Origin of the sequence: Haloferax gibbonsii, assembly GCF_001190965.1 — an archaeon.
Lineage (GTDB): Archaea > Halobacteriota > Halobacteria > Halobacteriales > Haloferacaceae > Haloferax > Haloferax gibbonsii.
This window is the reverse complement of record NZ_CP011947.1, coordinates 2,316,189-2,331,245: the sequence shown is the minus strand read 5'-3', so window position 1 is coordinate 2,331,245 and position 15,057 is coordinate 2,316,189. Positions and strand designations below refer to the sequence as shown.

Here is a 15,057-nt window from a genome sequence, read left to right as displayed (position 1 = left end):
CTCAGTACGCCTCCCGGTAGCGTCGCGAGACGTAGTCGCTGATGACGTTCATGATGAGTGTGATGACGAAGAGCACGAGGCCGATGGCGAACAGGCTGCGGTAGGCCAGGCCACCGCCGGTGATGTCACCGGTGAGAAGCTGGACCATCGCGGCGGTCATGGGCAGCGCGCCTTCGAGGTACGACGCGGGGTTGAGCGGGTTGAGGAACTTCGCCTGCGCGCCCGCGGCGACGGTGACGGCCATCGTCTCGCCGATGGCGCGCGAGAGCGCGAGGATGAACGAAGAGAAGATACCGGAGAGCGCGGCGGGGACGACGATGCCGGTCGAGACGTCGAACTTCGTCGCGCCCATGCCGTAGCCCGCCTGTCGGAGTTCGTCGGGGACGGCGGACATCGCGTCCTCGCTGATGGAGGCGACCATCGGGATGATCATGATGCCGACGACGATGCTCGCAGAGAGCATGTTGAACGTCCCGATGCCGGGGAAGACGACTTCCAGCGCCGGCGTGATGTAGATGAGCGCGAAGAAGCCGTAGACGACGGTCGGGACGCCGGCGAGGATCTCCAGCGCGGGTTTGAGAATCGAGCGCGCCTGTGCGCTCGCGTACTCGCTGAGGTAGATGGCGGTGGCGACGCCGAGCGGGAGCGCGATGACGGCCGACCCGATGGTGACCATCAGGGTCGCCGACACGAGCGCCAGCACGCCGAACTCTTGGCTGTGTATCTGCCAGGTGGTTCCGGTGAGGAAGTCGACGATAGACGCCGTCTCTCCCGCTACTCCCATCAGCGGGGCTGTCAGCGTGAAGAACTTGGACGCCTCCGTGATGAGGAGCCCGACGATACTGAGGGTCGTCACGACGGACAACGCCGCGCACAGGAAGAAGAACGACCGCGTCAGTAGCTCACGCGGAGAATTCTCCGTGTTCCGCGTGAGGTCGGTTTCGAGGTCATCTGTGCTCATTGGTTGGATTGAATCGTGGTATATGAAAAAGCGCTTCGTTAGCTGATTCTGTCGGGGAAGCGGCTAGTTGGCTTCCTCGATGGCCGCGTTGAGCGTGTCGAGCATCTCCTGTTGCTCGTCGTCGCCGAGCGGGACGTAGCCGACCTCGTCGGCGACGATTTCGCGGCTGGTGGAGTTCTCCATCCAGTAGCGGGCGAACTCCGCGACGTGTTCCTCCGCGAGCGACTCGCGGGCGGGGTAGGTGAACAGCGGGCGGGAAAGCGGGTTGTACTCGCCGGACAGCGCCGTGTCGAGCGACGGCTCGACGAACTCGCCGGCGTCGTTCTCGATGGGGACGGCCTGCACGGCGTCGGTGCTCTCGCTGTAGTACGCGAAGCCCATGTAGCCGATGGCGTACTCGGAGCCCTGGACGCCCTGGATGATGGTGCGGTCCTGTTCGGTTGCCGAGTAGTCCTGGCGGTGCCCCGGCCCTTCCTCGCCGATGATGGCCTCGATGAAGTAGTCGTACGTGCCGGAGGCGTCGGTGGGGCCGTAGATCTGAATCTCCTCGTCGGGCCACTCGGAGTTGACGTCCGACCACGTCGTCGGAGTCGACTCGGCCGAGAAGATGGTCTGGAGTTGCTCGACGGTGAGGCCCTCGCCGATGAAGTCGTTGTCGTTGTTGACGATGACCGTCAGCGCGTCGGTGGCGACTTTGAGTTCGACGGGGGTCACGTCGTTGTCCTCACACTGCGTCTCTTCTTCGCCCTTGATGGGGCGCGAGGCGTTGTTGAAGTCGGTCTGACCCGTACAGAAGTAGTTCGCGAAGCCGCCACCGGAGCCGGTGGACTGGAGGTTGATATTGACCTCGGAGTGCTCGGTCTGGAAGCGCTCGCCCATCGCGGTCGCGAGCGGGAACACCGTCGAGGAGCCGGCGATGTCGATGGTTCCCGAGAGCTCGTTGCTCCCGTCGCCCGACGAGTCCCCACCCTCGGAGTCGCCGCCGGAGCCGCCCTCACCGTCGGTGTTGTTCTCCGTACACCCGGCGAGTCCAGCGAGACCGGCCGCGCCCGAGGCAATCAGGAACTTACGCCGCGAAAGACCGCTGTCCGAGTTACGCGTCATCGATTTTGACGAGCCGATTTTGGCGTAAATACCCTGCTATGACAACTATATAGTGATATGTTCCGGTATATCCACAACGGTTGATAACGTGTGACAAGAGCGGGTCGAAATCGGCGAAAGCAGCCGATTGTTCCATTCGCGACCGTCTCGTGCGCGAACTTTCGCCGACGTGTCAGAAAACGCGGGGGCACGGGCCGACGGGCGCGGCGCAAAACAACTACTGAGTGGGCAGTGTTTCGAGCCCGAATCGGCACGAATCACGTTCGGTAGCGCTCATCACATAAAATTCGACCCCGATATATAGAGATAGACAGTTTTATTGTGTATTGAGAACCACCCACGGACATGGTCGAAACCCGAAAGGTGCAGGTGACGGGCGGTTCCACCTACACCGTCTCGATTCCCAAAGATTGGGCGACGGACAACGGCGTCTCGGCGGGGAGCGAAGTCGAGTTCTACCCGGAGGGGGACTCGCTGTTCTTGACCCCTCGCTCGGAGGAAGAACGCACGGAGGGCACCCTCGACATCGCGACCCTCGAAGGGGACGAACTCACCCGCGCCGTCATGACGATGTACGTGAGCGGGTTCGACATCATCGCGCTGGAGAGTTCGCGCATCACGACCGACCAGCGCCGGACCATCCGCGAGGCGACCCAGAGCCTCGTCGGCCTCGAAGTGCTCGAAGAGACGCGCGACCGGGTCGTCATCCGCGACCTGCTCGACTCCTCCGAGCTCTCCATCCACAACGCGGTCACCCGGATGCGGCTCATCTCGCTTTCGATGCTCGAAGACGCCATCGCGGCCATCGCCGAGCAGGACGACGACATGGCCCGCGACGTCATCCAGCGCGACGACGACGTCGACCGCCTCTGGATGGTCGTCTCCCGAATCTTCCGGGCGACGCTCCGGACTCCGAAGGCCGCGGAAGAACTCGGCCTGCCCCGCGAGATCTGCTTCGACTACCAGTCCGCCGCCCGGCAACTGGAGCGCATCGGCGACCACGCGACCAAAATCGCCCACCTCTCTTTGAACTTCGAAGAGCCCGTCGACGGCGAAATCGTCGAGGCGATTCAGGAGCTGTTCGAGGAGGCGAAGGCCGTCGTCAACGGCGGTATGGACGCGCTGTTCGCCGAGGAGAGTGACGAGGCGAGCCGCCTCGCCAACGAGTCCCGCGAGGCCGTCCAGGCTATCGACGCGAGCGCCCGCGGCATCGACGAACACCTCCGCGGCCTCGACCCGGCCCGGGCGCAACTGCTCGGTCTCATCGTCGACTCCGTCTCCCGGAGCGCCGACTACGGCGGCAACATCGCCGAGACGGCGCTCCAGAAGGCCGCGCCGACGCCCTGACCGACCACGAGCGACCAGCCGCGACGCCGCTTTTGTCGCTCACTTCTTGTTCCGGATTCGACTTCGACCGAACCACGCCCGCGAGCGACGGCCGCGGGGCTCACGGGGTAAAACAGTCGAGCCGCGCCGAAACGACGACGCGGGGAGAGAGACTTACTCTTCGTCGACGACGACGGCGTTGACCTGCCCGTCCTGACCGGGGCGGGAGGTGACGCGGGCGCGGCCGGCGCTCGTGTCGATGATGGAGCCCTTCGTGATGATGTTCCGGCGGGCGTAGTTGACGTTCGACGGGTTGTCGATGACGCCTTCGATGTCTGCCTGCGTCACGTCGGAGCCGTCGGCGACCTGCGCGACGTTCGTCGAGAGGGCGCGGACCTTCTCGTTGTTACCGCGGGAGTCGATGATCTGGAACCGGGGCTCGCCGACCGTCGTGGCGGCGGGTTCGCGGCCCAGCTGGTAGCGCTTCTTGTTTCGGGACGGCTTGCGCCGACCGCCGGTCCGCTTCCGCTTGGAGCGTCCTTGGTCCTTCATACGGGGTAAAAACCTCGGTGACTACTTGAATCGCTCGAATCGGTGCTCGGCGGAGACGGGTGACACCACGTCTCTCGGGCGCGATGGCAACGCAAACCGTTTAGTTCGCCCGCGCCCGCCGTCGAACCGATGAGTCTCGACGTCACCGTCGCCGTCCCCTTCCGGCAACACGGCTCGACCCGCCTCGGCGAGGGCGAGTTCGTCGTCGCCCTGTCGCTCGACCGCGACTGGTTCTCCCCGGACCAGGCGAAGCGCCTCATCGACCTCGCCGCGGGCCGCGGCCTCGTCGAGCGCGACGACGGCGAGGTCGTCGCGACGTTCGACCCCGCCGAGGTACGGATACCCGAGGAGTTCGAACCCGACGCCTCCGTCCTCCGCGAGCAGTCGGCGTTCGAGCAGATTCTCGACGCCTGCGTCGCCGCCGGCATCGAAAAACAGGCCGCCGTCGCCGGCATCAACGAGCGACAGTCCCGCCTCGGCGTCACCGCCGAGGCCGCCGCGGTCCTCTTCGCACGCGCGAACGAGGTGAACGTGGACGACGCGGCCGAGAAAGCAAAGCGGTCGCTGGCCGAGTAGGCCGTTCGCACGCCGGCTCGCGCCCGCCAGCGAAGCGACACCCCGAAACCGTCCGGGCGCGAACGCCCGGCATGGTCGTCGATTCGCTCTCCGACGGGACACGCATCGCTCAACTGCTCGCCTCGGAGGTAACGGGCCACGAAGACGCCTTTTCCGTTCTCTCCGTCGTCGACGCCGACCCCGACGTGGAACCGACCGACGACGGCGCGCTCGCCTACGCGGTCGCCGCCGGCGACGAGCGCGTCGCCGAGGTGTACGTCCAGCCCGACCGCGCCCGCGTCGAGTTCCTCGCCCACCCCGACGTGACCGCCGAGGCCGCCTCCGAGGAAGGGCTTCGCGTCCGCCCGAAGGCGGTCCGACCGCCGCGGACGCTCGTGTTCGTCGAGGACGGCGCGCAGGTGAAGTGGACGCTCCCGGCGTTCCGCGCGCTGGTCGCGGCGCTCGAAGCCGAGGACCGAGACGAGTAAAACCCGCCCGCCGCGCGACCGACTCAGAGGTCCGCGACGAGTTCCGGAAGCGCCGTCGGCAGGTCGTCGTGGTGGATGTGCGCGACCGCCCGCGGGTCGGGGTCGTCACAGCCTTCGCCGAGCACCTGCACCGGGAGCAGTCCGGCGTCGTGCGCGCCGGCGATGTCGTGGTGGACGCTGTCGCCGACGTAGACGGTCTCTTCGGGCTCGGTTCCGAGCTCGTCGAGCAGGGCATCGAACGCCCGCCGGTCCGGCTTTCCGGCGGGGAGCGCGCCCGTCACGAGCGCCGTGTCGAAGTGGTCGCGCCAGCCGAGTTTATCGATTTTCGCCTCTTGGGCCACGACCGGCCCGTTGGTGAGGAGGCCGACGCGGTAGGTCGTCCGCAGGCCGGCGAGCATCGCCTCGACGCCCTCGACGGGGACGACCGCGTCGGTGATTCGTTCTCTGTACGCCGTTGCGACGTGCTCCGGGTCGACGGTGGAGTCGTGCTCGTCGAGGAGGGTCTCGAAGATGGGCGCGCGGGTCTCGCGCGTGAGGTTCTCTTGATGTGCCCGGAGATACGCCTCTCGGGTCAGCGGGGGCGCGCCCGCCGCCGCCGCCGCCTCCGAGAGAATCGTCTCGCGGTCCCGCGTCGGGACCGCGAGTGTGTAGTCGAGGTCGAACCCGACCGCGCTGACAGACATTCTCGGCGAAGCGTTGGCAACGGAGCGATATGAGCGTGCCGGGACCTGTCGAGGGGGCGACCCGTCGCGCGGCGGCTCGCCGCCGGCCAGTCCGAACGACCCCTCACCGGCGACGACAACCACTATACCCGTCGGCGACGACGCCGAGATATGACCCTCGACCCCGTCCACGTGGACGACATCGCGTCCATGGCGAGTTCCATCGCCGACTCGGTCGACGACGCCGACTACGACGACCTCGCGCGGACGGTCTGGGAATCGTGGCTCGACCCCCTCGAATCGCCCGACGGGGGACTTCCCATCGTCGAACCGCTCGGGGAACAGCGCCTCCACGCCGCCGCCATCGACGACGTGGCGCTCACCGAGTCGCCGTTTCCGACCGTCCACGGCCTCGACTCGGGGACCATCAACCCGACGACGTTCAAAAACGGGCTCGTCCTCGACGTGGCCCACGCCGCGATGGCCGCCGAGCCGTCGGACCTCGACCTCCACCGACACCGCTCTATCGTCATGGCGGCCCACACCCACGACCCGGTCCAGTTTTTCGACACCGACGAGTGGCTCCGGTCCGACGAGGGCTACGGCCGCCGGCGCGTCCTGAGCGTCCCGCGGGTCAACCGCTACGCCGAGGGCGTCGTCCACGCGCTCGCGCTCTACCTCGCCGAGAGCGCCCACGCGCTCGAACACGCCGACGCCGTCTCCGACCTGCTCATCCTCGACGGGCCGGTGTACCCGAAGGAACTCCTGAACTGGCGCGACCGCGACGCCGAGCTGAAGGACCTCGCGCGCGACGCGAAGCCGAAGGCGGTCGTCGAGAACTACATCCGACTCGTCGAGCGGTTCGTCGAGCGGGACGTGCCGCTCGCCGGCTTCGTGAAGAACCCCGGCGCGAAACACGTCGTCCGCACGGTCAGAAAACAGCTCGACGGAAACGACGCCGGCAGGCGACCGTGGGTCGACGACGCCGCCTTCTTCGTCAACCTGCTCGAACGCCGGGAGGGCCCCGACGGCGACGAGCGCCGCACCGAGGAGCTCACGTTCACGAGCTGGTTCGTCTCGCGCGGCGGGTCGGACCGACAACTGAGCGCCGAGGGCGAGGCGTTCGGCATCGAGCGGAAGCTCGACCCCGAGGCGTACACGGTGACGTTCTTCGTGCTGTACGACCCCCGAACCGACGTCTGCTACCGGGTCGAAGCGCCCTACGCGTTCACGAAGGACCCGGACCGCCGCGCCGACCTGATGCACCACGTCGTCCGCGACGTGGCCGCCACGCGCGGGCCGCCGCTGGCGGTCGAGAAGGCCGACGAACTCGCGCGGGTGAGCGTCGGCGAGAAGGCCGCGCTCAGACGAAAGCTCTCGGAGAAACTCGACTCGGACCAGATGAAGAGCTACGACAACATCCGCTGGGTCGACGCCGACGAGTGAGAGTGGTGCGCCCGAAGCGCGCGCCCCGGCGACCGACCGCCCTCAGAGCGACGCGTCGCCCTCGGGAGAGCCTTCGTCGGCGGAGCGGTCCGCCGCGTCCGGCTGTTCGTCCTCCGGGGTTCCCTCCTCTTCGGGCCGGACGACCTCCACTCGCACGTCGGCGGCGGAGACGCCGACCCGCGCGAACTGCGTCCTGACGTGTTCTTTCGCCGCCGACAGCGCCTGCTCGCGGGTGTCGAAGCCGCGGGGAAGCGGCGTGTCGAAGGCGACCCGAATCGTCCGGCCGTCGATTTCGGTCTCCGACCCGCCGCTTTCGACCTCGTAGAACTCGTCGCAGACCCAGACGTAGGGCGCGTCCTCGTCCGGCGCGCCGCGGTAGGTCGGCGCTTGCTCCCCCCGTTCGAATATCGTACCGGTGAGTGCCGTGCCGCCGCCGTGACCGCGGACCAATAACATAGCCGGGCTAGGTGCGCGACACGGAAAAGTCGTACGCGACGGCCCGAGAGCGCGTCATTCGGGACCGTTCGACAGGGGAACCGCGCGCCGTCGCCGACGCGTGGCTTTTTACTCGCCGCCCGCAAGCGTTGGAACATGACCGATTTGGGGGACTTCAGCGACTTCGCCGGCGACGACCCCGACGACTCGTCCGACGCGGACCGAGACGGGCCGGCCGCTGACGCCGCCGGAAACGGGCGCTCGGAGCGTTCCGAGGCCGCCGCGGGAGCCGAAACTGCGGCCGCCGCGAGCGCCGCCGACGGCGATGGCGTCGAAACCGACTCCGGCGAGCGCGACGACGCCGGTTCGACTGACACGGGCGGCGTGACCGACGAGGCGGACGACCTGCAGTTCGACGACTACGACGCCGACCCCGTCGGCGACGAGCGTGGCGTCGGCGCGATTGCGGTCTCGCAGGGCTTGCGCGTGTCGGAGGACCCCGAGCGGACGGCGCTCCGGGCGTTCGTGACCGCGGGCAACCGCGAGCGCGTTCGCCTCGGAAAGTACCTCGTCGTCCCCTATCCCGACGACGAACTGCTGTTCTGTCGCATCGTCGGCTTGGAGTACGCCCAGGAGTTCCAGGCCGACGACGCGACCGAGATTCACGCCCGCCGGGCGATGCGCCGCCCCGCCGACGAGTTCGAGGAGCGCGATTTCAAGTTCATGGCGGAACTCGAACCCATCGCCGTCCTCTTTTCCGACCGCGGCGACCTCAAACGGCGGATGGTCGACCGCGTGCCGAAACCGCAGGCGACGGTCGGTGAGGCCACCGACGCGACGCAGATCAAGACCGGCCTGAAGATTCCCGAGGAGGGCGTCTTCCTCGGCCACCTCTCGGTCGGCGGCGAGAAGGTCCGAACCGCGGCCCGACCGCCGACCATCGACTACCGCCTGAACGACGACTACACCGACGGCGACCCGCTCGTGTTCCGCCACACGCTCGTCGCCGGCGGCACCGGGTCGGGGAAGACCCACGCCTCGAAGAACATCCTGCGGCAGTACCTCTCGGCGGAACGGAGCTACGAGATGGACGACGGCCGCGAGGTCCAGACCGCGGTCGTCCAGTTCGACCCGCAGGACGAGTACGCCCAGATGCACGACGACAACCCCGACATGGACGACGAGACGGCCCGGCGCTACGAGCGCGAGGGCGTCGCCCACGGCGGCCACGACGACACCGTCGCGCTCGTCCCCAAGATGGCCGGGTCGTCGTACCCCGGCGCGAACCACCGCGCCGAGCAGTTGGAGTTCACCATCCCCTTCTCGATGGCGCGGGACCTCCCGTGGCTCGTCGCCGGCAGCAGCCTCAACGACAACCAGTACCCGGCGCTCACCGAACTCCTGAACCGCTTCTTCCGGAACTACGGCGATTCGGGGACGTATCAGGAGTTCCTGACGTTCCTCGACGACCCGGCGCTGAAAGAGGAACTCCACGAGTCGGGCCGGGTCCACGAGGCGACCTTCGACGCGGTGAAGCGCCGAGTTCGCGGCGTGCCGAGCGGCGTCTTCGACCAAGATGCCCGGCCGATAACCGAACTCGACCACCAGCTCGTCCGGCCCGGCGGGCTGACGGTCGTGCCGACCTACCACCTCTCGTCGAGTCGGGCGAAGGAGCTGTTCGTCCTCGCGGTCTCGGCGCTGCTCATCGACGACAAGCTCTCGAACGACCCGTCGAGCGACCGCATCAAGGAGACGCCGGTCGTCCTCGGGATGGACGAGGCGCACAACTTCCTCACCGACGCCGACACCGTACAGGCGCGGAAGGTCATCCAGAAGTTCACCGAGGCGGCCAAGCAGGGCCGAAAGGAGCGACTCGGCCTGTTCCTCATCACGCAGGACCCGCAGGACATCGCCGACCCGGTGTTCAAGCAGGTGAACACGAAGGTCGTGCTCAACCTCGGCGACGAAGACGCCATCAAGAGCGTCAACATCCCGCCGAACCTCGAAGACAAGGTGCCGTACATGGAGAAAGGGCAGATGGTCGTCTACTCGCCCGACAACTCCGAGCCCGTCGAGCTGACGGGGCTTTCGACCTGCGTGACGCGACACGGCGACTGAGCACCCGGAACGCGCCGCGCCGCCCGTCGCAGGCGACCGGGTCGCGGCTGTCCCGGCCCGCGCCCGCCGGGCGGATTTTTAGCCCGCGACCGAGTAGGCCGCGACATGGCCGAACACGTGCTCGTTCCGACCGACGGGTCGCCGCAGTCAGTCGCCGCGGTCCGCTTCGCCGCCACGGAGTGGCCCGACGCGGAACTCACGCTTTTGAACGTCATCAACCCCGCCGACGCCGACTATCGAGAGCGGGCGCTCAGCGGCTCCGAAGAGTGGTTTCAAGCGGAGAAACGAAAGTCGAGAGAGACGTTCGCCGAGGTGAAAGCCGAGGTGGGGCTCGTCGACACCGACAGGTCGGTCACCGACCGCATCGAGGTCGGCAGCCCGCAGAAAGTCATCGTCGAGGTGCTGGACGGCGACGGTGACGACGACGCCGGCTACGACCACGTCGTGATGGGGAGCCACGGCCGAACCGGCGTCTCGCGCATCCTGCTCGGAAGCGTCGCCGAGGAGGTCCTCCGGCGGTCGCCGGTGCCGGTGACGATCGTCAGGTGAGTCGCGGCGAGCGGACGCCGCCACAGAACCGTGTCTCCGACCTCGCGGTGACACGGTCGTCACCCAGTAGCGTGATGATACGAGTACTGCGAGCACACCGGAATCGGCCGGTTCGACCGGATTGCAACGCCCTATTTCGGTGCCGCCCTTCGCGGGCATCAATGGAATTCACAGAGGTCGTAACGACTCGCCGCTCGGTTCACGACTACGCCGACGAGTCGCTCGACGACGAGACCCTCCGAACGATATTCGAGAACGCGGTGCAGGCACCGTCGAGCTACAACCTCCAGCCGTGGGAGTTCGTCGTGCTGCGCGAAGACGAGACACAGCAGGCGCTCCGCGAGGCGGCGTACGACCAAGAACACGTCACCGGTGCCGCCGCGTCGGTCATCGTGCTCGGTAACAAGGACCCCGAGGCCCACGCCGAGACCGTCACCGACGACATGCTGGAGAAGGGCTACCTGCCGAGCGAGGAGGTCCGCGAGGGCATCCTCGAAAACATCGCCGGCATGGCGGACCTCCCCGAACAGGAGCGCCGCGTCTGGACCGTCCGCTCGACGTCGCTGGTCGCCATGTCGCTCATGTACGCCGCGTGGGACGAGGGCGTGGCCTCCTGCCCCATCGGCGGATTCGACGCCGACGCCGTCCTCGACGCGTTCGACATCGACGGCGAGCGGTACGAGCCCGTGATGCTTCTCACGATGGGTATCCCCGCCGACGACGCCGACGAGCTGCGGGCGGAACGCAAGTACCGCCGCCCCGTCGACGAGGTCGTCCACTTCGAGGAGTTCGCGCCGGAGCGAGAGGTCGCCGCGACGCCCGCCGACGACTGACTCGAACGCTCCACCACACCCCCGAAATCCCCCGATTTTCCCGCCGTTCACGCCCCGACGAGCCGTCCCTCACGAGCGCCGATTCTCGCTCCGTGAGGAACGACAAACTCGACTATTTCGGTTCCCCTCGTACCTGTCTCTGGTGACTCGGTGATGAGAACCCGCATTCGACGCTGGCAGGTCGTCGCGACGAGTGGCGTCGGCGTCCTGTCGGTCGTCGCGTCCCTCCTCGGACTGTTCCGGCCCGGACACTATCTCGACGCCCCGGCGTTCCGCCCACAGCTGTTCGCACAGGACGTGACGATGCTCGTGGTCGGTGTCCCCGCCTTGGCAATCGGCCTCTGGTTTACCGTTCAGGGGTCGCACCGCGGCCGGTTCGTCTGGCTCGGTGCGCTCGCGTACATGACCTACATGTGGGCGTCGATAGGCCTGCAAGTCGCGTTCAACCAGTTCTTCCTCGGGTACGTCGCCCTGTTTTGTCTCTCGGTTTTCACTTTCGTCGGCGGCGTCGTGACGACGGACGCCGGCGAGGTGGCCGAAACGCTCGTCGGCGACCTCCCGAAACGACTCTACGCCGGGTTCTTGCTGCTCGTCGCAGCGGGACTGGCGTTCCTGTGGCTCTCCGAACTCGTCCCGGCGACCCTCGCGGGGACGACGCCGCGTCTCGTCGAGGAGGTCGGCCCACAGGCCATGGCGTCTCACTTCATCGACCTCAGCATCGTCGTTCCCGCCCTCGGACTGTCCAGCCTCTGGCTCTGGCAGGGTCGTCCGTGGGGGTACGTCCTCGCCGGCGTCGGCGTCGTGTTCGGTGCGGTCCTCGCACCGACGCTCACGCTCGGGACGTTCCTCCTCGCCACCGGCGGTGCTGTCACCGTTTCGTTCGTCTCTCTCGCGTTCACCGTGGTTCCCGCGCTCGTCGCCGCGGCGCTCGCTGTCACGTACGTGACCGCGCTCCCCAGTAACTCGGGGAGCGAGGGCGTCGGAGAGGTCGGAGGAAGAGCCTGAATGCGTTCCCCGCGAGCAGGCTCGCGGAAAGCCAGTTGGTGAGCGGGGACACGGCTCGAAACGAGGCTCGCTGGGCGACCTCAACGAGGTGGGTTCTAGAAAATATTCGCCTGCTGGTAGACGCTGATGCCCTCGTTCGTGAGTTCGTAGGGTTTGGTCTCGCGGGAGTGGTTGGCGTCGCGTATCTTCTGAATCTCGATTGCGAGCCGCGTCTCGCGGAAGTCGTCGTTTCGGACGTACTGGAGAACGAACACGGCGTCAGAGAGGTACTCGACGATACCGTGTCTGGAGACGTAGGGGTTGGACTGGTCCGCCTCGGAGGTGAGCATCGTCGTCACGCCCGCGTCCTTCAGCGACCGCGTGAAGTTGAACACCTCGCTGCGGCGCTTCGAGGGGTGGTCGTACATCATCTCCAAAAGCGAGACGGAGTCGAGGACGAGCCGGTCGGCACCGAACTCCTCGACCAGCCGCGGGAGGTCGTTTCGGATGCTCGACAGGCTGTTCGCCATCTCCACGGGGTCGAGGTCCACGACGGCCAGTCGACCCTCGGACTCGTGTTTCGAAAAGTCCCACCCCTTCTCGTCGGCGGTGTCGAGGATGCGCTCGCGGCTCTCTTCGAGCGTGATGTAGACGCCGCTGTCGCCGTCTTCGAGCGCCTTCCGGAGGAACTGTAGGCCGAACGTCGTCTTGCCGGTCCCGGCGCTCCCGATTGTGACCATGAGCGACCGCTCCGGGACGCCGCCGAGAATCATGTCGTCGAGGCCCTCGATGCCGATGTCGATGCGGTCGATGTCGGAATCGAGCTCCTCGTCGTCGAACGACGGCGGCTCCGACTCCCCCGGACCGGGGCCGAATCCGAACTCGTCGCCGGACTGCTCGCCGCCGAGGCCGCCGCCCGCGTCGGGCATCGGCGCGTTCTCGAACGCCGTGGCGAAGTCGGTCGAAAACGGGTCGTCGTCACCGTCGAAGGGGGCGTCATCGCCGTCAAGTGGGTCGCCGTCCTCGAACGACAGAGGCTCCCCGACGCCGCCGGTCCCGTTCTCGGGGGTGTCTTCCGACGGCTCGTCCGCGGGGTTCGCGACCGCATCGCTCCCGGGAGACCCGTCGGTCTCGCCGTCGTCGCGCTGCTCGCTTTCGTCCGGGTCCGCGTCGTCTGCGTCGGTCTCGCCGTCGTCGCGCTCGCGGAGTGCCCGCTCGAACCAGTCGTCGTCACTCACGGGAGCCACCACCGAACGACAGCGCGGCCGGCGTCCGTGCCTGCCATCACCTCAAGGTAGGCAGGCGTCGTGATGAACGTTTCCCGTGCGCGGAGCTACCGCGCGGCGTCGAGCGGAGACGGGGGCGGGCGACGTGACGGTGGGCTTTTGCCCGGGGACGCCAAACCGCGGGGCATGAAGGTCGGCATCGTCGCACAGAAGGGCAACAGCCGGGCCGCGTACCTCGCCGCGGACGCGAGCGAGGCGCTCGCCGAGGTCGACGCCGAGGCGGTCGTCGACGCGGCGACCGCCGAGGAGTTGGGCGTCGAGGGCGTCCCCGTCGAGTCGCTCGACGACTGCGACCTCGTGGTGAGCATCGGCGGCGACGGAACGTTTCTCTACGCCGCCCGCGGTGCCGACGGCGTCCCCATCCTCGGCGTCAACCTCGGCGAGGTCGGCTTCCTGAACGCGGTCTCGCCCGACGACGCCATCGACGAGGTGTTGGCCGAGGTCGCCGCGTTCCGCGAGGGGAGCCAGTCGATTCGGGAGGTCCCCCGCATCGTCGCCAGCGGCGACGGCTGGGAGATGGACCCGTCGATGAACGAGGTCGTCGTCCACGGGCCGCGCCGGGGTCACGGCGGCGGCGCGGACTTGGAAGTCCGCGTGAACGGCTCCGTGTACTCCGGCGGCCACGCCGACGGCGTGCTCGTCACGACGCCCGCGGGGAGCTCCGCCTACAACCTCAGCGAGGGCGGCCCGCTCGTCCACCCCGGCGTCGAGGGACTCGTCGTCACCGAGATGGCCGCCGCCGAGGGGATGCCGCCGCTCGTCGTCCCGCTCGATGCGGCCGTGACCGTCAGCGTCACCGACGCGGCGTCGGCGGTCGTCGTCGGCGACGGGCGGACCCGGCGGACGGTGTCGCCGCCGACGGAGATACGTATCGAGCGGTCCGACTCGCCGGTTCGACTCGCCGGTCCGACCTCAGACTTCTTCGAAGCGCTCGGAAAACTCGACTGAGCGCGCCGCCGCGGTCGGCTACTCCGCGAGTTCTCGTTCGCCCTCGTCGCCCGACGCCTCGGCGCGGGGGAGCGGCGTCCAGTCGATGTCGACCACGTTGTCCGGCCGGCCGCGGAGTCCGGGTCGGGAGACGACCTCGAACGTCCGGTTTTCGGTCTCGCGGGTGAAAAGCGAGTGCGCGAGGACGTTCGCCACGTCCGCGCGCGGGACGCTCCCGCAGACCGAGTCGCCGCCCTCGCCGACGACCACGTCGGCGGTCGCGGGGGCGTCGGTGAGCGCGCCGGGCCTGATAATCGTGTGGTCGAGCGGCGCGTCTCGAAGCCGCGTCTCGCTTCGTTCCTTCGCCGAGAGGACGCCCGACGCGGTGAGAATCGCGCGGAGCGACAGCGGGAGTCCGCCCTTCGAGTCGCCGACGCCGATAGAAGACATGAGAACGAACCGCTGCGCGCCGGAGGCGGTCGCGGCGTCCACGAGGTTCTCGACGCCCGCGCCGTCGACGAGGTCGCCGCGGATTGCGTCGAATCCCGCCGAGACGCCGACCGCGGAGACGACGGCGTCGGCGTCGAGGACCGCCCGCCGGGCGTCGTCGGGGTCGAGGAGGTCGCCGACGACGACCTCGTCCGCACCGCGCGCTCGGAGGTCGGATTCGGCGTCGGCGTCGCGGGTCAGCGCCCTGACGACGAGAGGCGTGTCCGCCAACGCGTCGAGGACGTGTCGGCCCGTCCGACCCGTCGCACCGGCGAGGAGGACGCGACCGCGATTGCGTGCCATACCCGCGCATGGGTGCGGGGCTCAATAACCTTCGGGAAC

General features: G+C 67.9%; 16 protein-coding genes. 9 read left to right on the top strand and 7 right to left on the bottom strand.

Features of this window, described 5'->3' with window-relative positions:
- Position 1 precedes the first annotated feature (1 nt).
- A complete protein-coding gene (pstC, locus tag ABY42_RS11810) occupies positions 2-961 on the bottom strand; it encodes a phosphate ABC transporter permease subunit PstC (RefSeq protein ID WP_004975360.1) in 960 nt (319 codons plus the stop codon).
- A gap of 63 nt (positions 962-1,024) precedes the next feature.
- The gene (locus ABY42_RS11805; RefSeq protein ID WP_004975361.1) at positions 1,025-2,065 is read right to left on the bottom strand and encodes a PstS family phosphate ABC transporter substrate-binding protein; all 1,041 of its coding nucleotides are present in this window, start codon (positions 2,063-2,065) and stop codon (positions 1,025-1,027) included.
- Positions 2,066-2,410: 345 nt separating this feature from the next.
- Between ABY42_RS11805 and ABY42_RS11800 the strand changes: the two genes are divergently transcribed.
- Complete coding sequence (locus tag ABY42_RS11800; protein ID WP_004975363.1) at positions 2,411-3,412, top strand: phosphate uptake regulator PhoU; 1,002 nt, start codon at positions 2,411-2,413, stop codon at positions 3,410-3,412.
- Between the two features lie 153 nt (positions 3,413-3,565).
- On the opposite strand, the gene ABY42_RS11795 is transcribed toward ABY42_RS11800, so the two are convergent.
- The gene (locus ABY42_RS11795) at positions 3,566-3,943 is read right to left on the bottom strand and encodes a 30S ribosomal protein S8e (RefSeq protein WP_004975364.1); all 378 of its coding nucleotides are present in this window, start codon (positions 3,941-3,943) and stop codon (positions 3,566-3,568) included.
- Between the two features lie 129 nt (positions 3,944-4,072).
- Between ABY42_RS11795 and ABY42_RS11790 the strand changes: the two genes are divergently transcribed.
- Entirely contained in the window at positions 4,073-4,519 is a 447-nt protein-coding gene (locus ABY42_RS11790; RefSeq protein ID WP_004975365.1) for a DUF2240 family protein, read from the top strand.
- 71 nt (positions 4,520-4,590) lie between these two features.
- Positions 4,591-4,986: a hypothetical protein gene (locus ABY42_RS11785; protein WP_004975366.1), complete on the top strand. Its 396-nt coding sequence runs from the start codon at positions 4,591-4,593 to the stop codon at positions 4,984-4,986.
- 23 nt (positions 4,987-5,009) lie between these two features.
- On the opposite strand, the gene ABY42_RS11780 is transcribed toward ABY42_RS11785, so the two are convergent.
- Positions 5,010-5,669, bottom strand: coding sequence for an HAD family hydrolase (locus ABY42_RS11780; RefSeq protein ID WP_004975368.1), 660 nt, complete (start codon positions 5,667-5,669; stop codon positions 5,010-5,012).
- A gap of 150 nt (positions 5,670-5,819) precedes the next feature.
- On the opposite strand from ABY42_RS11780, the gene ABY42_RS11775 reads away from it, so the two are divergent.
- Complete coding sequence (locus ABY42_RS11775; RefSeq protein WP_050459590.1) at positions 5,820-7,094, top strand: DNA double-strand break repair nuclease NurA; 1,275 nt, start codon at positions 5,820-5,822, stop codon at positions 7,092-7,094.
- Between the two features lie 42 nt (positions 7,095-7,136).
- Here ABY42_RS11775 and ABY42_RS11770 read toward each other — a convergent pair whose 3' ends face one another.
- Positions 7,137-7,550, bottom strand: coding sequence for a DUF7113 family protein (locus ABY42_RS11770; RefSeq protein WP_049905088.1), 414 nt, complete (start codon positions 7,548-7,550; stop codon positions 7,137-7,139).
- Positions 7,551-7,685: 135 nt separating this feature from the next.
- Here ABY42_RS11770 and ABY42_RS11765 point away from each other — a divergent pair, with 135 nt between their 5' ends.
- The 4 genes from ABY42_RS11765 (at position 7,686) to ABY42_RS11750 (ending at position 12,034) form a co-directional block, all read left to right on the top strand.
- Complete coding sequence (locus ABY42_RS11765; RefSeq protein WP_004975374.1) at positions 7,686-9,647, top strand: ATP-binding protein; 1,962 nt, start codon at positions 7,686-7,688, stop codon at positions 9,645-9,647.
- A 105-nt stretch (positions 9,648-9,752) separates the two neighbouring features.
- Positions 9,753-10,196 (top strand): universal stress protein, encoded by a 444-nt coding sequence (locus ABY42_RS11760; protein WP_004975376.1) that lies wholly within the window; start codon positions 9,753-9,755, stop codon positions 10,194-10,196.
- A 161-nt stretch (positions 10,197-10,357) separates the two neighbouring features.
- Positions 10,358-11,029 carry a nitroreductase family protein gene (locus tag ABY42_RS11755; protein ID WP_050459589.1) on the top strand — a complete coding sequence of 224 codons (672 nt, stop codon included), beginning with the start codon at positions 10,358-10,360 and terminating at the stop codon, positions 11,027-11,029.
- Between the two features lie 153 nt (positions 11,030-11,182).
- Complete coding sequence (locus tag ABY42_RS11750; protein WP_050459588.1) at positions 11,183-12,034, top strand: hypothetical protein; 852 nt, start codon at positions 11,183-11,185, stop codon at positions 12,032-12,034.
- Positions 12,035-12,129: 95 nt separating this feature from the next.
- Here the strand turns inward: ABY42_RS11750 and ABY42_RS11745 are convergent, their stop codons facing one another.
- On the bottom strand, positions 12,130-13,251 hold the full coding sequence (locus ABY42_RS11745) for a KaiC domain-containing protein (RefSeq protein ID WP_004975380.1): 1,122 nt from the start codon (positions 13,249-13,251) through the stop codon (positions 12,130-12,132).
- Between the two features lie 174 nt (positions 13,252-13,425).
- Here ABY42_RS11745 and ABY42_RS11740 point away from each other — a divergent pair, with 174 nt between their 5' ends.
- The gene (locus ABY42_RS11740) at positions 13,426-14,247 is read left to right on the top strand and encodes an NAD(+)/NADH kinase (protein WP_004975382.1); all 822 of its coding nucleotides are present in this window, start codon (positions 13,426-13,428) and stop codon (positions 14,245-14,247) included.
- Between the two features lie 18 nt (positions 14,248-14,265).
- Here the strand turns inward: ABY42_RS11740 and ABY42_RS11735 are convergent, their stop codons facing one another.
- Positions 14,266-15,018, bottom strand: a complete 753-nt coding sequence (locus ABY42_RS11735; RefSeq protein ID WP_050459587.1) for an SDR family oxidoreductase — start codon at positions 15,016-15,018, stop codon at positions 14,266-14,268.
- Between the last annotated feature and the right edge of the window lie 39 nt (positions 15,019-15,057).